This window comes from Flavobacteriaceae bacterium (assembly GCA_003443635.1).
Taxonomy (GTDB): Bacteria; Bacteroidota; Bacteroidia; order Flavobacteriales; family Flavobacteriaceae; genus AU392.
In genome coordinates this window covers 3,323,284-3,343,667 of the sequence record CP031964.1, presented here as the reverse complement: position 1 = coordinate 3,343,667, position 20,384 = coordinate 3,323,284, and the positions used below count along the sequence as shown (strand labels likewise).

Here is a 20,384-nt window from a genome sequence, read left to right as displayed (position 1 = left end):
TTATATAGGAAAGCTAACTGTTATTAAAGTGCCTTTATCAGGATTAGAAACAATATCGAGTGTTCCATTTAAGTTTTGAGTTCTTGACTTTATGTTTTTTAAACCAATGCCTTTAGCCTGTTTGTTAACATCAAAGCCAATCCCATCATCTTTAATTACTAACTCTAAGTGTGCATCAATCATATAAAAACTTACATCTACACGAGATGCATTAGCGTGTTTGATCATATTTTGTAACGCTTCTTGTAAAATACGATACAAGTTCACTTTAGTATGATCGTTTATAGTAGCCCAAGGAATTTCAGAATTTGCATATACTTTATACTCAAACAAATGTAACTCACTTAAACCTTTAATGTAATACTCAATAATAGCTACAAAATCTACAGTAGAAGAGAGTAGTTTGTTTCTAAGTGCATGAGACACATCTCTGATTTCGGTTTCTATCTCCTGCATTTGGTTAATAAAATCACTATGCTTTTTTAAAACCGAAGTATCACCATTAATTTTTTTAGATAACAATCCTAATCCCATCCGTGTTCCAAACAATTTACTAAGGATGCCATCGTGCAATTCTTCAGAGATTCTAAAACGTTCCTCAGTACGCCCTTGCTCCAGAATACTCTGCTGTTGTAACATTAAACTATAAATACTTTCATTAGCTTTTTGCTGTTCACGCTCAAACAAGAGTTTTCTGTTTTTCGAGCGTTGGATAAACACAAGATATACCAAGGCAAGAATCACCACTAGCGTGATAGAAGTACCAAATAGCAATGATTTCTGCTTAGTCACTTTATCTCTCTCAATAGTGATCTCATCTGTTTCAAAACGGATGCGAGCAAACTTATTACGCGCAGTACGTTCGTTAGCAATTAAACTATCATTAAGTTTAATATATTCATACAAATATTGTTTGCCTACTTCGCCCTCTTTAATTTTAGACATTAACACTAGAGATTCTAGAATTTCTTCATTTAACTCTGCTTGCTTGGCTAATTTATAGACACGTTCTAAATAAAGTAATGCAGAATCTTTTTGATTGAGAGACAGATAGAACTCAGCTATGTTACTTCCAAAATTGGAAATTTCATAAGATGTATTTAAACTATCACTGATACGATAAGCTTTTTTATATAAAGATAAAATTTCGTTATGATTAGAATCTTTATTTATAAATTTAATATGTGCTAAATTATTTAATATTGTAGCGTAAGTAATAGGATCTTTATAATACATTTCTTCATCTTCAAGTAATTTTTTATAAATATTAATTGCTTTGTGATATTCTTTTTTTTCTTTATATACTTCAGCAATGTTTATAGTTGTATATAGGTGATTCGTATATTTATATAAGATATTAGATTGATTCTCATTATACCGTAAAGCTTTGTTATAATATTCTAAAGCTTTTTTAAAATCTTTAAGTTTTAATGAAATGTTACCTATAGTATTATATAAAGACCATAGAGTATCTAATCTTTCTTCATCTTTGGGTAAAGGTTGTAATAGTTTTATAGCGTTTATTAAATTATTTTCGGCATCGACATAAGCCCCTTGTAGGGTTTGTATAAGTGAAATATTTAAAGTGATATATATATCGAAATCAATTTTTTTTAATTTTTTGTAAATTATAGATGCTTTGTAATAGTAATAATAAGCACTATCAATATATACTTCTTGTTGATTATAAGACCAAGCTATATAACTATTCATATAAGCAATAGGTAAAGAATCTTTAAGTTTAATAGCAAGCTTTAAGCTACGATGACCCCATTCTCTCATTTTATCATAATTTTCAATCTGTAAATAAGCATCTGAAGTCCATCTATAACTAAAAAGCATGATCGAATCTATTTTAGTTTGGGATGCTAATTCACTAGCTTTTGTAGCATACTTTACACGATCTTCCAGTGTTTCATTAGAATCTCTGGATAGTTTTATTAACTCTTGTATAGAGTCTATTGATTGCTGTTGCGCAGCTGTACCTAAAGCAAAAAGAAAACAGAATATATAGACTATTGTGCGCATCATCATTTATATAGGAAAGCTAACCGTTATTAAAGTGCCTTTACTTAGAGTAGAAACAATATCGAGTGTTCCATTCAAGTTTTGAGTTCTTGATTTTATATTTTTTAAACCAATGCCCTTAGCTTCTTTTTTCACATCAAACCCAACCCCATCATCTTTAATCACTAACTCTAAGTGTGCATCAATCATATAAAAACTCACATCTATATGAGATGCCTTCGCATGTTTAATGATATTTTGCAAAGCCTCTTGTAAAATACGATACAAATTCACTTTGGTATGATCGTTTATAATACTCCAAGGAATCTTAGAATTTGCATACACCTTATAATCAAATAAGTGTAATTCGCTTAAACCTTTAATGTAATACTCAATAATAGCTACAAAATCAACTGTAGAATCTAGTAGTTTGTTTCTAAGTGCATGAGACACATCCCTAATTTCAGTTTCGATCTCCTGCATTTGGTTAATAAAATCACTATGCTTTTTTAAAACAGAAGCATCACCACTAATTTTTTTAGATAATAAGCCTAAACCCATTCGTGTTCCAAACAATTTACTAAGGATCCCATCATGTAGCTCTTCAGAGATTCTAAAACGTTCTTCGGTACGCCCCTGTTCCAGAATACTCTGCTGTTGTAACATTAAACTATAAATACTCTCATTAGCCTTTTGTTGTTCACGATCAAAGAGGAGTTTTTTGTTTTTAGAACGTTGTATAAATACAAGATATACTAATGCAAGCATCACTACTAGTACAATAGAAGTGCCAAATAGCAACGATTTCTGTTTAGTTACTTTATCCCTTTCTTCTATAATCTCATCGGTTTCGTAACGAATAAGCGCAAACTTATTACGAGCAATTCTCTCCTTAGTAATTAGACTATCATTAAGCTTGATATACTCATACAAATATTGTTTTCCAGCTTCTCCCTCAGTAGCTCGAGAGAGTAATTTTAAAGAACGAAGTATTTCTTCATTTTCATTAATTTGTTTTGCTAATTTATAAGAATGTTCTAGATAAGGTAAAGCTGAATCTTTTTGATTAAGAGAGAGATAAAATTCAGAAAGATCGTTTCCAAAATAAGTAATTTCTAATGAGGTGTCTAAGCTATCACTAATATGATACGCACGTTTATATAAAGATAAAACTTCATCATTAGCACCACCTTCTTTAAAAAATATAGCTTCACCTAAATTATTTAATACACCGGCATAACTTACAGGATCCTTATAATACATTTCTGTGTCTTGAAGTAATTCTTTATATATATGAATAGCTTTTTTATACTCTTTTTTTTCTTTATATGTAATTGCAATATTTATTTTCACATGTAAATTATTCGTATAAATATTACTTGTATCTGATTGCTTTTTAGTTATTTCTAGAGCTTTATTAAAATACTCTAAGGCTTTTCCATAATCCTTAAATTTAAGAGAAGTAGCACCTATGATATTATGTAATCTAAATAAAAGTTCAAAACTTCTTTCTGTTTCGGGGAGGGTTTGTATTAATTTAATTGCTCTAAAAACATTTTGTTCAGCATTAACATAATCTTTTTCACTTTCTTGAATATTTGCAATGTTGTATAAAGAATTTACTTCAGCTCTGATTTTTTTTAAGTTATGATATAATTTAATAGCATTATAGTAATAATAGTAGGTGCTATCAGAATAGATTTCCTGCCTTCTATAAGAAAAACCAATATACTCATTCATATAAGCCATTGGTAAAGAATCTTTGAGCTTGATAGCAAGCTTTAAACTACGATGCCCCCATTCTCTCATTTTGTCATAATTTTCGACTTGGAGATAAGCATCTGAGGTCCATCTATAACTAAAAAGCATGATTGAATCTACTTTAGTTTGAGATGCTAATTCGCTAGCTTTTGTAGCATATTTTACACGATCTTCCAGTGTTTTATTAGAATCTTTGGATAGTTTTATTAACTCTTGTATAGAGTCTATTGATTGCTGTTGCGCATTAGCACTAAAAGCAAAACCAAAACAAAATATATAGACTATTGTGCGCATCATAATTTATATAGGAAAACGAACCGTTAATAAAGTACCCTTATCAGGATTAGATATTATATCCAGTGTTCCATTTAAGTTCTGAGTTCTTGACTTTATATTTTTTAAACCAATCCCTTTAGCTTGTTTTTTAACATCAAAGCCAATCCCATCATCTTTAATTACTAACTCTAGGTGTGCATCAATTATATAAAAACTCACATCTACATGAGATGCTTTTGCATGTTTGATTATATTTTGTAATCCCTCTTGTAAAATGCGATACAAATTCACTTTAATCTGATCATTAATAGTACTCCAAGGAATCTCAGGGTTCGCATACACGTTGTAGTCAAACAAGTGTAACTCACTTAGCCCTTTAATGTAATACTCAATAATAGCCACAAAATCAACCGTAGAAGAGAGTAGTTTATTTTTAAGGGCATGAGACACATCTCTGATTTCAGTTTCGATCTCCTGCATTTGGTTAATAAAATCACTATGCTTTTTTAAAACAGAAGCATCACCACTAATTTTTTTAGATAATAAGCCTAAACCCATTCGTGTTCCAAACAATTTACTAAGGATGCCATCATGCAGCTCTTCAGAGATTCTAAAACGTTCTTCGGTACGCCCCTGTTCCAGAATACTCTGCTGTTGTAACATCAAGCTATAAATACTTTCATTAGCTTTTTGTTGTTCACGCTCAAAGAGGAGTTTTCTGTTTTTAGAACGTTGTACAAACACAAGATATGCTAATGCAAGCATCACTACCAGTGTAATGGAAATTCCAAATAGCAATGATTTCTGTTTAGTTACCTTATCCCTTTCTTCTGTGATCTCATCGGTTTCAAATTGAATAAGCGCAAACTTATTACGTGCAATTCGCTCCTTAGTAATTAGACTATCATTAAGCTTGATATACTCATACAAATATTGTTTCCCTGTTTCACCTTCAATGGCTTGAGAGAGTAATTTTAAAGAACGAAGTACTTCTTCATTTTCATTAATTTGTTTTGCTAATTTATAAGAACGTTTTGAATAGTGTAAAGCCGAATCTTTTTGATGAAGAGACAGATAGAATTCAGAAAGATCGTTTCCAAAATAAGTAATTTCAAGTTTAGCATCTAAACTATCACTAATATGATAAGCACGTTTATATAAAGATAAAATTTCATCATCGGGGCCTTTTTTAAAAAATTTAGCTTCCCCTAGATTGTTTAATACACCAGCATAACTTACAGGATCCTTATGATACATTTCTGTGTCTTGAAGTAATTCTTTATATATATGAATAGCTTTTTTATATTCTTTTTTTTCTTTATATGTAAGCGCAATATTTATTTTCACATATAAGTTGTTTGTATAAATATTACTTGTATTTGATTGTTTTTTAGTTATTTCTATAGTTTTATTATAATACTCTAAAGCTTTATTGTAATTTTTAAATTCTAATGAAATAGTACCAACTAGATTGTATAAAGACAATAAAGTATTAAGATTTCTTTCTGTTTCGGGAAGGGTTTGTATTAATCTAATTGCTCTAAAAACATTTTGCTCAGCATAGATATAATCTTTATTACTTTCTTGTAGGATAGAAAGATTAAGTAAAACATCAGCTTCCTGACGTTTCCTTTTTAAAGAATTAAAGAATTTAATAGCATTATAATAATAGTAATAAGCACTATCGTTATAAGCTTTTTGATAATCATAAGAATACCCTAAATAGTGATTCATAAATGCCATAGCAGAAGAATCTTTGAGTTTTTTAGCTAATTTCAAGTTTTTGTGACTCCATTCTTGAGTCTTTTTATAGCGACTCATTGCAAGATAAACCCAAGCGACTCTTTGGTCACTTCTTAAAATAATAGTATCTACTTTAGTTTGATGAGCAAGTTCACTAGATTTTAAAGCATATGCTATTCGTAGCTCTGAATCAAAATCAGTATTAATAGATAGCCTCCTTAGCTTTTGAATAGAATCTAACGTTTGTTTAAAAGATTGCTGTTGTGCTTTTAGAGTAAACACAGATAGCATGCATAAGATGTAGGGAAATATAGCGCGCAATTGAGGGAGTTAGATTTTAAGGACGAATGTATAAAAATTAGTGTAGTTTAAATAATTATTAAAAAAACGAGACGAAAACCTCTCGGTTTGTTAAATTATATACATAAAACCTGTTTAATAGCAGGTATAAACAATAATTTACGCTAATAAAACATAACTATAAGCACTGTGTATTTATATGTAATACCTTCTTCTCTGTTGTTTATTCATTGTTAAATCCCTGTTAGAAATATGAATAATGTGAAACAAGTGATTTATTTTTATAGATTTGTTAGAAACCACTCAAAAAAACAAATAGATTAACAGATGAACGATTTAGAAATAGCAAATCAAGTACAGCTCGAAAATATTAGTAACATTGCTGCAAAATTAGGCTTAGATAGTGATGATATCGAAATGTATGGAAAGTATAAAGCAAAGTTACCACATTCAAAAATTGATTTAGAAAAAGTACAACAAAGTAATTTGGTATTGGTTACTGCTATTTCACCAACTCCGGCAGGAGAAGGGAAAACAACAATGTCTATTGGCTTGTCTGAAGGGCTAAACCAGTTAGGAAAACAAACTACGGTCGTGCTAAGAGAACCTTCATTAGGTCCTGTATTTGGAATTAAAGGAGGAGCTACAGGAGGAGGCTATTCGCAAGTATTGCCAATGGAAGATATCAACCTACATTTTACAGGAGATTTTTCGGCTATCGAAAAAGCACATAATTTACTCTCAGCAGTCATTGATAATAACATTCAGAGTAAAACCAACTCTTTAGGGATTGACGCACGAACGGTAACTTGGAAACGTGTTATGGATATGAATGATCGCTCACTGCGAAATATTGTAGTGGGATTAGGAGGTACAGGTTCTGGAATCCCAAGAGAAACAGGGTTTGATATCACGGCAGCTTCTGAGATCATGGCGATTTTATGTTTGTCTGAAGATCTAGAAGATTTAAAACGTCGTTTAGGAAATATTTTTATAGGCTATACCTTTGCTAAAATAAGCGAAAGAAAACCCATATATGCAAGAGATCTAAATGTACAAGGCGCAATGGCAGCTCTACTTAAAGAAGCAATTAAACCTAATTTAGTACAAACTATTGAGGGTAATCCAGCAATTATTCACGGCGGGCCATTTGCAAATATTGCGCAAGGCACCAACTCTGTGATTGCGACGCGCTTAGGGATGTCTTTGTCAGATTACACCGTAACAGAAGCAGGTTTTGGAGCCGATTTAGGAGCCGAAAAGTTTTTAGATATTAAATGTCAGAGTGCAGGGATTTCGCCAAAAGCGGTGGTGATCACAACCACTATTCGTGCTTTAAAATATCATGGAGGTGCCGATTTAAAAGAACTAACAACCCCTAATGTAGATGCATTACGTAAAGGGTTGCCAAACCTTGAAAAACATTTAGAGAATGTACAGCAGTTTAATATTACCCCAATTATCTCTATTAATAATTTTGTCTCTGATAGTGATGAGGAAATTGCAGTAATTAAAGCCTTTGCCGAAGAAAAAGGCATTCGAGTAGCTTTAGCTGAAGTTTGGGCAAAAGGAGGAAAAGGCGCATTAGATTTAGCGCAACATGTTGTTGATGTGGTAGAAGCGAGTAACTCTAAATTCACACCAATGTACAGTTGGGATATGCCTGTAAAAGATAAGATTGAAGCAGTAGCCACTAAGATTTATGGCGCTAATCGTGTAGAATATGCTGCAAAAGCAAAGGCGAATTTAAGAACTATTGCTAATTTAGGACTGGAAAGCTTACCAGTGTGTATCGCTAAAACACAAAAATCGTTATCGGATGATCCAAAACTAATAGGGCGTCCAAAAGATTTTACAATTACGGTTCGCGAGATTGAGATTGCTGCTGGCGCAGGGTTTTTAGTGCCAATTACTGGAGATATGATGCGTATGCCAGGGCTTCCAGCGCATCCGGCATCAGAACGCATTAATATTGATAACGACGGAAATATAACAGGTTTATTTTAAATTGAAATAATAGACAAACAATAATCAATAGTAACTATTGATATCATGGCAACACGTGATTACCAAGGCAAAAAATTTGATAGGGATGCTGTTCATAATATAACGGACGCACTCACTATTGAAGAAGCTTTGCAAATAAACATTAACGAAACACCGTTTACTGTATCTATGCGAACGCCTGGAGAAGATGCGAGTTTGGTGCGTGGCTTGTTGCATTCTGAAGATATTATAAAAGATACGAATTACCATCCGGATATCGTTTTAAAAAAAGAGAATGACGATGGGATTGTAACAGTAATAAACTTAACGATACCAGAAATACAATTAGGAGAAGGATATACCAATAGCAGAAGTTTGTTATCGGTATCGTCTTGTGGCATTTGCGGAAAAACAGAATTGGGTGATTTATCGTTTATGGGAGTGACCATTGATGATACTCAAAAAATAGATATTAGTTTAATACATGGTTTGTTTGAGAAAATGAATGCGTTTCAATTCGATTTCAGACAATCAGGTGGAACGCATGCAGCAGCAGCATTTTCTATTGATGGGCAATTGTTATGTGCAATGGAAGATATTGGTCGCCATAATGCGGTAGATAAAGTTGTCGGGAAACTCATTATGACCGAACAACTGAACAAAGCAAAAGTAATTACTGTAAGTGGCCGTATTTCGTACGAGATTATTATTAAATGTTTTAAGGCAAAAATTCCGTTTTTAGCAGCCGTATCGGCACCATCATCATTGGCAGTAGATTATGCAAAAGAACTCGGAATAACCCTATTTGCGTTTTGTAGAGACAAGAGAGCAACTTGTTATTCTAATCCGCAGCGCACCAAAATAAATACAAAGAAGAATACCAAAGCAAGTTAAAAAATATGTCAGATAATTTAAGCGAATTATTAGGTAGAAAAGGAATTAATGAAAGCCTGTTTGATAAGATGGGAAAGTTGGCGCAACCTGAAGGTGCTCCAGATAATGATGAATTAGAAAGATTGGCTAAAGAGTTCCTTGTCGGTAATGCAAATGCTTACGGAACAGCTTCGTTTTACGATTTTTTAAAACCTGAAAATAAAGGTAAAAAAGTATATGTCTGTAACGGAACCGCTTGCGAATGTGCAGGAACACAAGAACAATTAGGAGCTACACTCCAAAAACATTTTAATGTTGATGAAATCGGTCATATGACTTGCTTAGGACGTTGTCATGAAAATTCTGCATTTCATTATAACGGAAAGAACTATTCGGGAGATGCGGTGAATCAATTAGAAACAATACTTAATTCGGATACCGAATTAAATCAAGATAAGTATAGTGTAAAAGCAAACGGAAGAGCAATACTAACAGAAGCATTTACAACAATTACAGAATATTATGCGCCTTTTAAAGCAGCACTAAAAAGAGATTCTGCTGAGGTGTTGGAAGAGATTAAAACCTCTAATATCAGAGGGCGAGGAGGTGCAGGATTCCCTATGGGATTAAAATTAGAATTCTGTCGGAATGTAAAAAACGATACTAAATTTATTATTTGTAACGCCGATGAAGGTGACCCAGGAGCCTATTCCGATAGATATTTATTAGAAGAACGCCCACATTCGGTATTATTTGGAATGCTTATTTCTGGCTACGTAACCCATGCAAACTATGGTGTGGTATACATTAGAGCCGAATATCCGGAAGCAGCGACTATTGTACAGAATGCTATTGACGAACTACGTAAAGAAGGGTTAATAGGTGATAATATAGATGGCAGCGGATTTAACTTTGATTTTAAAATTATACAAGCACAAGGCTCATATATCTGTGGCGAAGAAACAGCTTTGATAAATTCTATTGAAGGTCAGCGACCAGAAGTACGTGTGCGTCCACCATTTCCTGCACAAAAAGGATTGTTTAATAAACCTACAACGGTAAATAATGTAGAGACCTTAGCGGCATTACACTATATTATTGAACATGGTGGCGATAATTGGAAACATATAGGGACAGATCGTTCTTCAGGAACAAAACTGGTGAGTTTGGATAGCTTTTTTAATACACCGGGAATGTACGAAGTAGAGATGGGAACCCCTTTATCTGAAGTGATTAACGATTTAGGAGGTGGATTTAAATCTGAAGTAAAAGCACTCCAAATAGGAGGACCATTAGGGGGCTTAGTACCTGTTTCAAAAATTAACGATTTAACCATCGATTTTGAATCGTTTTCGAAAGAAGGATTTTTATTAGGTCATGCATCAATCATATGTGTACCTAAAAACTATTCGATATTAAAGTTTATCGAGCATCTATTCGATTTTGCGTCCTATGAGAGCTGCGGAAAATGTTTCCCTTGCCGATTAGGAACCAAACGAGGGCAAGAACTAGCTTCAAAAGCATTAGCATCAGATTATAAAATAGATCGTACATTGTTTAACGATTTGCTCACTACTTTGGAACAAGGGTCACTATGTGCTCATGGTGGTGGAATTCCCTTACCAGTACGTAATGCAATGCAGTATTTTGAAGATGAATTAAAACAATACTTCAACTAAAAAAAAGAAAGAAATGGAACGTTTAAAAGTAGCCTATATAGACAACCAAGCCTTTGAAATTGTTGAAGGAGAAACCATGTTAGCGTTTATAAAGCGCTATAAAGAAAAAAACTTAGTGCCTACACTTTGTGATGCACCAAATTTAGATCCTTTTGGATCTTGTCGTGTATGTAGTGTTGAGGTGGCATTAGAAAAAAATGGACCCTTAAAAACTATGGCTTCATGCCATTCGCCAGTAGCCGAAGGACAATATATTTATACAAGTTCGGAAGCCATAAAAGCATTGCGTAAAAATATTATAGAACTCGTATTAACTGACCATCCTTTAGATTGCTTGACCTGCGAAGTTAATGGAAATTGCGAGTTGCAAACTGTAGCAGCACAAGTAGGAATTCGTGAAGTGCGATATCCTGAAGGCGATAATCACTTATACAGATTAAAGGATTTAAGTCACCCTTATATGACGTCCGACCTGTCTAAATGTATTAATTGCTATCGTTGTGTACGTGCCTGTGATGAAGTACAAGGTGAATTTGTATTAAGTATGTCTGGAAGAGGGTTTGATTCGCATATTATTAAAGGTTTTGACGAATCGTTTATGGAATCAGATTGTGTAAGTTGTGGTGCTTGTTCACAAGCGTGCCCGACCTCTGCGATCTCAGACGTATTCCAATCTAAAGCCATTGCAGCTACAGATACTACAAGAACTATTTGTACGTATTGTGGTGTGGGTTGTAATTTAGAAGTATCGACTACTAATGGCGAAATATTAAGTATTCAAGCACCTTACGATGCAGAAGTTAACCAAGGACACACTTGTATTAAAGGACGCTATGCCTTTAAATTTTATAACCATCAAGATCGTTTAGACTCACCGATGATTAAACGAAACGGAGAATTTGAAAAAGTAACTTGGAATGAAGTTTACGATTATATCGCCACTAAACTAAACGGATATAAAACTGAGTTTGGACCCGATTTTATTGCTGGGATTTCTTCTGCAAGATGTACCAATGAAGAAAACTATTTAATGCAAAAATTTATTAGAACCGTTATCGGAACTAATAATATTGATGGCTGTGCACGTGTTTGCCATTCTCCTACAGCATTAGGGATGCAACGTGCTTATGGTACTGGAGCAGCAACAAATTCGATTGATGATTTAAAAGATGCGAATTGTATTATGGTCATTGGTGCAAACCCTACCGATGCGCACCCAGTAACAGGAGCGAAATTGAAGCAATTTGCAATGAAATCTGATAACATATCTATTGTTATCGATCCACGTCGTACAGAATTGGCTAAATATGCTACACATCATATCGCATTACGACCAGGAACTAATGTTGCGGTATTGAATATGATGATGTATTACATCATTTCTGAAGGATTAGCAGATTCAAAATTTATAGAGAGTAGAACCGAAGGCTTTGATGCTTTTAAAGCTGAAATTTTAAATATCGATCTAGATGCGTCTGAAGCAATTATAGGTGTTGATCGTAATGAGATAAAAGCAGCAGCAATAGCCTATGCAACAGCATCGAATGCTATGTCGTTTCACGGTTTAGGAGTCACAGAACATTCACAAGGTACATTTACAGTTATCCAAATCGCAGACTTAGCATTGCTTACAGGAAATATAGGTAGACGAGGTGTTGGAGTAAATCCATTACGAGGACAAAACAATGTACAAGGAAGTGCAGATATGGGTGTGCAACCACATCAAGGTGCTGGTTATTTAGATGTTACTAATGCTGCTGTTAATGAAAAATATAATGCGTTTTATGGAGTTGATGTGCCAAAACATATTGGGTATAAAATTCCTGAAATGTTTGATGCCGCTTTAGACGGAAAGCTCAAGGCAATTTGGATTATTGGGGAAGACATTGTACAAACAGACCCTAATACTCAAAAGGTAATTAAGGCATTAGAATCTACTGATCTAGTAATTGTGCAAGAGCTCTTTATGACAGAAACCGCAAAATATGCAGATGTTATTTTACCAGGAGCCTCCTTTTTAGAAAAAAGTGGCACATTTACCAATGGTGAACGTCGTGTGCAAGCTGTACGTCAAGTAGTAAAACCTATTGAAGGGTCTAAACCAGATGGACAGATTATTGTAGAGATTATGAATAGAATGGGATATCCGCAGCCAGATTATACACCAGATGGAATGTTAGAAGAGATTTCGCAGATCGTACCGTTTTTTGAAGGTATTACATGGGATAGATTAGGAAAGAACGGGTTACAATGGCCAGTAGCTAAAGATGGAACAGATACACAGATTTTGCATCAAACTGATTTTAAACGCGGAAAGGGATATTTTGAATTTAATGCCTGGAGAGAAACCGAAGAAATAAACGAACATGGAAAGACTTTTCCTTATATTTTAACAACCAATAGAGAGTTAGAGCATTATAATTGTGGAGCTATGACACGTCGTACAGCAAATGAAGAGATTCTTCAAGATGATTATTTAATGGTCAATCCAGAAGATGCTGCTCAGAATTTAATTAATGATGGAGATTATGTGTGTTTAGAATCGCCTCGTGGGAAAGTAGATGTTAAAGCACGCATTACAGATGAGGTAAAACCAGGAGTATTAAGTACGACATTCCATTTTCCAGAAATTATGATTAATAATTTAACAGGAGACATTCACGACTCTGAAGCAATGTGCCCAGAATATAAGGTAGTAGCCGTACGAATCCGAAAAAGTAAAGGAAAATTTAAAGAAGTGTTGAGTTAAAATTGAATTGTCATTGCGAGGAATCCAGATAACTATCGGGGAGACGAAGCAATCTTTTAAATCAAGAACAATACGTCATAGCGAGAATGGAAACGACGAAGCAATTTGTTTCTTATTTAGTTTGATATAATCAATAAAACAGATTCCCCAGCTTTGCTCGGAATAATACTTTATTATAAAATTAGGCAATGCTTTTAAAATATATAGAAAGAATTCCTATAGGTTATTCGGAAGCGATTTATAAAGATGCTAAGTATGGTGTTACCAACGAAATATTTAATCAGGGAAAGTCATTTAAAATATATGCAAAAGAACTAAAAGGCAATGATTTTATTAGCTTGAATTATTATATGACAACAACTAAAGAACTTCTAAAACCTTGTGAAATGCCAGAAGAAAAAGTGATTGATTTTTTGAAGAATGCAAAATTACTTTAACTCTTCCAGTTTTGTCGTCCTGAATTTGATTCAGGATCTAATGAATTATAGGTAATTGCGAGCTATTAATTCTAAATTAGAAAACTCTTAATAAATTAAAACCAAAGAAAAAATCTCCCTCTGTCCAATCTCCAGTGGCATTGGTTATAAACCCAGCATCATACATAGGTTGAGCATTAGTAAAATGTACTTGAAATACATGTCCTCCGGTTTCTATATCAAAACCTATAGATAAAGGGTTTCTAAATGCCTCAGTTTGTGCTCTATTAAAATGATAAACATAGTCTATATTAAATGATAACCTCTTAGATAATTTCATTCTACCGCCACCACCTAATGCATACTGACTATTGCTTTGTAAATCGTTTGCAACATAATTTTCATGTATAAAAATAGGAGCCAATTCTAGAGATAAAGATTTACTGATTTTTGAGGAAATAAGTATTTCAGATAAATAAGTTAAACGATTTATATATTCTAAACCTGGAATATCTTCCCGACTTAATTGAGTGTTGACAGATGCAGCACTAAACCCGACTATGGTTAAAGGAAACCCTTCCTTTTTTTGTTGAATAAATCGATATTTTAAATTAACATCATAAGTTTTTTGAAAAGAACTTCTGGCACCTCCAACGGTAAGCCAATCTGTAAGACCATATATTAAACTAAATCGTATTGTTGATTGATCAAACCCAAAAAACTCTTTTGCGCCTCCACTTACCGAACCGAAACGATGAGAAATAACAAAATATAAATCTTTTTTAGCAGCTAATTTTGTGGACTCTAGATTAACAATTTTTAATCCTTTAAAGGCAGAAGTTACTTTTTGATCAACTTCTATTTCTGAATCTAATTCATTTAACAAATCATCTTCTTCCTGAGCAAGCGATGGTAATGAAAACAATAAAAAAAGTATTAAAAAAAATCTTATCATAATGTTGGTTTGAATAAGCGTTAATTGGTTTTTAGTATAGGAAAAGTATTTAATTAATAATAGAGCATTGATCAAATCTTACGATCTCTAATAATTCGTCATAACCAATACATCTTCCCTTAACTTGTATAGTATCTCCTAATTTAATGGAGAATGAATTTATATTTTCAAATTGGGCATATACATAATCATTAATTGTAATCCCTTGTTTATCAATTTCAGTTATTTTGCCATAAACAATCCCTGTTTTATCGGCATATTTTGCATTAGCAGTTTTAGCATCCGTATTAAATTCTTGTAAAATATTAGAATTAACAATCGTAAAAGATGCTTTTTCCTGCTCAATATTTCTATGGCTTTTATATATTATTTTATAAGCAACAAAAAATAAGATAGCTATAAATAAAAATACTAATCCAATCTTTTTTGAAAATTTCATATAATTTCTGATTTAAAAAAACCTGCTATTGCTTAAAAATTAAACGTATATAAATTATATAACAACTTCGTCTTCATATTTACTCCATTTAATTTAATCTATATCAAGCTAAGTAAAAAATGCTTGTTAAGCATTGTATTTTTTGTATATTGATGTCAATACGTTAATATAATAAAATATATATTAAGAAAACGATATAAAAATGCGATTTAAATAAAAAAATCGCAAAAATTTTAGATAAAGTGACAATAAAATTGTTATTATTATAAATAATCCTTTATGAAAATAAATATTTATTTTTAAATTATGGCAGTTTAAAATTTACCTCAAATGAAAAAAGTATTTACGTTAATCACTATTTTTATTCTATTCTCAGCATGTAGGCATGATAGTTTTAGTGATTTATCTGATATTGATCCCAACAATCCTATAGAAAATGGAGAAACAATAACATACGATGAACATGTAAAACCTATTTATGATCAAAGATGTACGTCATGCCATAATCCATTAAACTTAGAAGGAGGTTTGGACATTTCTACTTTTTCGACTGCAAGAGATAACATTAATGGTACTATTGATAGGATAGATAGACAAACAGGGCAACCAGGAGTTATGCCTCCAGCTGGAAGAATGCCAGAGCTTGATATTGATATTATTATAAAATGGTTAGATGATGGACTATTAGAGCAATAAATTATAAGCTATATTTTCGCTTAAACTAATATTGTACTTTTAATTGTATAGAATAAATATACAGAACTCATTTATAAAAGTTAATTCTTTATTAAAGAAAGACGATATGTTCTTTTTTTAGTATTTTTATAACCCTATGCATTCTGCATAGCTATTTCTGGTTAAATATATTAATTAAAACATTTAAATATGCCAACTTTTCAGTTAAACATTAATGGTAAATCCCATACTGTAGATGCCGATGCAGATACACCTTTACTATGGGTATTAAGAGATCATGTTGGTCTTGTAGGGACTAAATTTGGTTGTGGTATCGCTCAATGTGGAGCATGTACAATTCATGTAGATGGTACAGCAACACGTAGTTGTGTGCTTCCAGTTTCGGCAGCAGAAGATTTAGCAATTACGACTATAGAAGGACTTTCTGAAGATGGTTCCCATCCAGTACAACAAGCATGGAAGGAAATTGATGTGCCACAATGTGGTTACTGTCAAGCTGGACAGATTATGACGGCATCTTCATTTTTAAATAGAAATCCAAACCCAACGGAAGAGGAAATTAGGAGCGCCATGCACGGTAACATTTGCCGTTGTGCATCGTATAATAGTATTCAAAAAGCAGTAAAAGTTGCAGCAGATAAAATAAATTAACCTAATAAGAAAGATAAAATGGAACCTTCAAAACAAATGAATTTTAGTAGAAGATCATTCTTAAAAACTTCAGCACTAGCGGGAGGCGGAATGCTTATTAGTTTTAACTTGTTTAATGCCTGTGCTTCAGATGTGAAAGCACCAGTAGATATCAGTCAACTAAATTTCAACGATTTTAATGCCTTTATCAAGATTTCTGATGAAGGAAAAGTAACGATTTTTTCACCTAACCCAGAAATTGGCCAAGGCGTAAAAACATCAATGCCAATGATTATTGCAGAAGAGTTAGATGTAGCTTGGAGTGATGTTTATGTAGCTCAAGGAGTATTAGATACTAAAAACTATACTAGGCAAGTGGCAGGAGGAAGTCAGTCGTTAAGACAAGGATGGAATGCATTGCGACAAACAGGAGCTACATCACGGCAAATGTTGGTAAATGCTGCTGCTGCAAAATGGGGAGTGTCTCCTTCAGAATGTACTACTAAAGAGGGTGTAATTATGAATGCCAATGGCGATAAGTTAGGTTATGGTGAGGTGGTTAAAGAAGCAGCTTTATTAGAAGTCCCTGAAGATGTAACATTAAAATCACCAAAAGACTTTACGATTATCGGTCAAGATATAAGTAACGTTGATATTGATAAAATCATCACAGGAAAACCATTATATGGAATGGATTATAAAGAAGAAGGAATGTTGTATGCTTCAGTATTACGATCACCAGCCTTTGGACAAGTTCTAGAATCGTTTGACGATACAGAAACTAGAGCTGTTAATGGTGTGATTGATGTTCTTCGATTTGAAAATAAAATAGCAGTTTTAGCGAATAATACCTGGACTGCAATGAAAGGTAAAAAAGCATTAAAAGCAAATTGGTCTGAAGGAACAAAAGCTGAAGATACTGAGTTTCATGATAAAACTTTATTGAACTTATTAAATGGAAATAAGTTTGAAACCTTAAGAAAAGATGGTGATGTAAAGAAAGCATTTAAAGAAGCAGATCAAGTGATTGAGCGTACATATGAAGCACCATTTTTACCGCATAATTGCATGGAGCCTATGAACTTTTTTGCAGATGTAACTGCAGATAAAGTAAGATTAGTAGGCCCTATACAAACTCCAGCAGGAACGGCACGTCAAGTAGCACGAATGTTAGATAGAGATCCAAGTGAAATCTCTTTAGAAATGACACGTATGGGAGGTGGCTTTGGACGCCGTTTATATGGTGATTTTGTGCTTGAAGCGGCTGCAGTATCTAATCTGGCAAAAAAACCAGTTAAAGTTGTGTTTTCTCGTGAAGATGATATGACATCTGGGATATATCGCCCTGCTTCTAAGTATAAGATTGCAGCATCAATCAAAGATGGAAAAGTTACAGGATACCATTTAAAAGAAGCATGTATAAATGGAAATATGTATGGATTAATACCAAATTTTTTCCCTGCAGGAGCCATTGAAAACTATCAAGTAGATGGTGCTAATTATAGAAGTAATATTACTACTGGAGCTTGGAGAGCACCATACACAAATTTTTTAGCTTATGCTGAACAAAATTTCTTTGACGAATTAGCAGATGCAATGAAAATAGATCGTGTACAGTTGCGATTAGATTTATTGCAGAATGTAAAAGGAACAACAGATGAACGTATACAGTATAGTCCAGAACGATTAGAAAGTGTTATAAAATTAGCAATTGAAAAATCGAATTGGGGTAATACTGGAGAAGGTGTTTATCAAGGATTCTCAGTATACTATTGTCATAACACACATGTTGCAGAAGTTGCTGATGTAGTTATGGAAAATGGAAACCCTATTGTTAAAAGAGTAACTTGTGCAGTAGATTGCGGGATCGTAGTGAATCCATTAGGTGCAAAAAACCAAATAAAAGGAGGAGTGATTGATGGTATTGGCCATGCCTTATATGGTGACTTTGCTTTTAATAAAGGAGTGCCAGAATATGATAATTACGATCAGTATCGTTTAATTCGTATGCAAGAAACACCTCAGGTAGATGTGCATTTTGTGAAAAATGAAATTGCACCAACAGGATTAGGAGAACCAACATTACCACCAGCTGCTGCTGCTGTATCTAATGCTATTTTTCAGGCTACTGGTCAACGTGTGGCAAAATTCCCACTGATTAATAATATAGCATCTAAGAAAGTTCTTGGATAAAGATTTATAACTATTAAAATAAAAACAAAAAGCCTTTGAGAAAAGGCTTTTTGTTGTAATATATGACTCACGAATTTAAAACTATTGTTGAAAACGCTTTGCTTGCTAAGCAAAACGGACTTAAATCTGTTTTGGCAACTGTTGTAGCACTTGATGGCTCATCGTATCGTAGACCAGGTGTAAGGATGTTGATTTTAGAAAACGGCAAAATGATAGGAGCTGTTAGCGGAGGTTGTGTTGAAAAGGAAGTGTTGTTGCAGTCAGAATCAGTTTTTAAAACGGGCGTGTCTAAAATTATGACCTATGATGGAAGATATCGTTTAGGTTGTGAAGGCATTTTATATATTTTAATTGAGCAATTCGAAGTTAAAACTGACTTTTTTGAAGCTTTTCAATTGGCTTTAAAAGATAGAATAAAGTTCAATATTCAATCATGTTATATAAAAGAAGAAGGGTCTAATTCTGCATTAGGAAGTGAAGTTGTATTTAAAAATAAGATATTCCTAATTTCGAATAGAATAGAGAATACTAAAACTGACATATCTGTTTTTAAGCAAGAGTTACCACCGTGTTTTAAATTGATGATTATTGGTGCAGAACATGATGCAGTTTTATTATGCCAATTTGCGAATTTAAACGGTTGGGAAGTAACAATTGTTTCCGGACCTTTAGAACAAAAAACAATTAAAGACTTTCCTGGAGCGGCAAAATTTTATTCAGTAGTTGCAGATATGATGGATGTTTCTAAAATTGACGATCAAACAGCTATTGTATTAATGACTCATAATTATGCATCGGATTTAAAATATCTAATACATTTAAAAAACACTAAACCTGCTTATTTAGGAATTTTAGGAGCTAATAAACGCCGAGAGCAATTATTATCTCAATTTATAGAGTATTATCCAGAAATAGATGATGTGTTTTTAGATTGTATTTATGCACCAGCGGGGATAGATATTGGCGCAGAAACACCTCAAGAAATTGCGGTATCGATTATCTCAGAAATATTAAGTGTAATTAGAAATAAAAAACCTATTTCATTAAGAGATAAGTCGGGAGGAATTCATGATTAAAATCTAGAGCAGTGACTAAAACACCAAACATAGCTATTTTAATCCTTGCTGCTGGAGCATCTAACCGGATGGGGATTCCAAAACAACTTTTACCATGGAAGCATACCACTTTATTAGAGCATACTATTGAAACAGTTTTAGAATTAAATATTGAGCATACGTTTGTAGTTTTAGGCGCAAATATTAAATTGATGAGTTCTAAAATCAAATCTTATCCAATTGAAATTATACATAATATTAATTGGCAAAACGGATTGGGAAGCTCGATTGCTAGTGGGGCAAAATATATTCGAAGCTTAAAAAAAACTTTTGATGGAATTTTAATAGTATTAGCAGATCAACCATTTATAGATGTTACTCACTTAAACACATTAATAGAATCTTTTTTAAATAAGAAACATAAGATTATTACAACTTCTTATAATAAATATAAAGAAGGTGTACCTGCTATTTTTGATGCAGTATATTTTAAAGAGCTATCTAATTTGAATAATGACTTTGGCGCTAAAGAACTGATTGAGAATGAAAAAACTAATTCAGTAATGATTTCTGAAGATAAATTGACAGATATTGATACCAAAGATGATTATAACAGATTAATTTAA

At 33.0% G+C, this 20,384-nt stretch carries 15 protein-coding genes; 10 read left to right on the top strand and 5 right to left on the bottom strand.

The window, feature by feature from the left end; translation table 11 throughout:
• Genes D1817_15305 through D1817_15295 form a run of 3 tightly spaced genes read right to left on the bottom strand, consistent with a single transcriptional unit; the run spans position 1 to position 6,078 of the window.
• Entirely contained in the window at positions 1-2,034 is a 2,034-nt protein-coding gene (locus D1817_15305) for a tetratricopeptide repeat protein (protein AXT21179.1), read from the bottom strand.
• Positions 2,035-4,065: a hypothetical protein gene (locus tag D1817_15300; protein AXT21178.1), complete on the bottom strand. Its 2,031-nt coding sequence runs from the start codon at positions 4,063-4,065 to the stop codon at positions 2,035-2,037. It abuts the gene before it with no gap.
• 3 nt (positions 4,066-4,068) lie between these two features.
• Positions 4,069-6,078: a two-component sensor histidine kinase gene (locus D1817_15295; GenBank protein AXT21177.1), complete on the bottom strand. Its 2,010-nt coding sequence runs from the start codon at positions 6,076-6,078 to the stop codon at positions 4,069-4,071.
• Positions 6,079-6,414: 336 nt separating this feature from the next.
• Between D1817_15295 and D1817_15290 the strand changes: the two genes are divergently transcribed.
• The 5 genes from D1817_15290 (at position 6,415) to D1817_15270 (ending at position 13,811) form a co-directional block, all read left to right on the top strand.
• Positions 6,415-8,094, top strand: a complete 1,680-nt coding sequence (locus tag D1817_15290; GenBank protein ID AXT21176.1) for a formate--tetrahydrofolate ligase — start codon at positions 6,415-6,417, stop codon at positions 8,092-8,094.
• Positions 8,095-8,139: 45 nt separating this feature from the next.
• Entirely contained in the window at positions 8,140-8,967 is an 828-nt protein-coding gene (gene fdhD, locus D1817_15285; protein ID AXT21175.1) for a formate dehydrogenase accessory sulfurtransferase FdhD, read from the top strand.
• Between the two features lie 5 nt (positions 8,968-8,972).
• Positions 8,973-10,625 (top strand): formate dehydrogenase, encoded by a 1,653-nt coding sequence (locus D1817_15280; protein AXT21174.1) that lies wholly within the window; start codon positions 8,973-8,975, stop codon positions 10,623-10,625.
• Between the two features lie 13 nt (positions 10,626-10,638).
• Positions 10,639-13,374 (top strand): formate dehydrogenase subunit alpha, encoded by a 2,736-nt coding sequence (locus D1817_15275; protein ID AXT21173.1) that lies wholly within the window; start codon positions 10,639-10,641, stop codon positions 13,372-13,374.
• 188 nt (positions 13,375-13,562) lie between these two features.
• Positions 13,563-13,811 (top strand): peptide methionine sulfoxide reductase, encoded by a 249-nt coding sequence (locus tag D1817_15270; protein ID AXT21172.1) that lies wholly within the window; start codon positions 13,563-13,565, stop codon positions 13,809-13,811.
• A gap of 76 nt (positions 13,812-13,887) precedes the next feature.
• On the opposite strand, the gene D1817_15265 is transcribed toward D1817_15270, so the two are convergent.
• The gene (locus D1817_15265; GenBank protein ID AXT21315.1) at positions 13,888-14,742 is read right to left on the bottom strand and encodes a hypothetical protein; all 855 of its coding nucleotides are present in this window, start codon (positions 14,740-14,742) and stop codon (positions 13,888-13,890) included.
• 52 nt (positions 14,743-14,794) lie between these two features.
• Positions 14,795-15,184, bottom strand: coding sequence for a hypothetical protein (locus D1817_15260; protein ID AXT21171.1), 390 nt, complete (start codon positions 15,182-15,184; stop codon positions 14,795-14,797).
• Positions 15,185-15,514: 330 nt separating this feature from the next.
• On the opposite strand from D1817_15260, the gene D1817_15255 reads away from it, so the two are divergent.
• From D1817_15255 to D1817_15235, 5 genes are all read left to right on the top strand, one after another.
• The gene (locus tag D1817_15255; protein AXT21170.1) at positions 15,515-15,880 is read left to right on the top strand and encodes a hypothetical protein; all 366 of its coding nucleotides are present in this window, start codon (positions 15,515-15,517) and stop codon (positions 15,878-15,880) included.
• 189 nt (positions 15,881-16,069) lie between these two features.
• Complete coding sequence (locus D1817_15250; protein AXT21169.1) at positions 16,070-16,531, top strand: (2Fe-2S)-binding protein; 462 nt, start codon at positions 16,070-16,072, stop codon at positions 16,529-16,531.
• Between the two features lie 18 nt (positions 16,532-16,549).
• Positions 16,550-18,703: a xanthine dehydrogenase family protein molybdopterin-binding subunit gene (locus D1817_15245; protein AXT21168.1), complete on the top strand. Its 2,154-nt coding sequence runs from the start codon at positions 16,550-16,552 to the stop codon at positions 18,701-18,703.
• A gap of 62 nt (positions 18,704-18,765) precedes the next feature.
• Positions 18,766-19,779 carry an XdhC/CoxI family protein gene (locus tag D1817_15240; protein ID AXT21167.1) on the top strand — a complete coding sequence of 338 codons (1,014 nt, stop codon included), beginning with the start codon at positions 18,766-18,768 and terminating at the stop codon, positions 19,777-19,779.
• An 11-nt stretch (positions 19,780-19,790) separates the two neighbouring features.
• The gene (locus tag D1817_15235) at positions 19,791-20,384 is read left to right on the top strand and encodes a nucleotidyltransferase family protein (protein ID AXT21166.1); all 594 of its coding nucleotides are present in this window, start codon (positions 19,791-19,793) and stop codon (positions 20,382-20,384) included.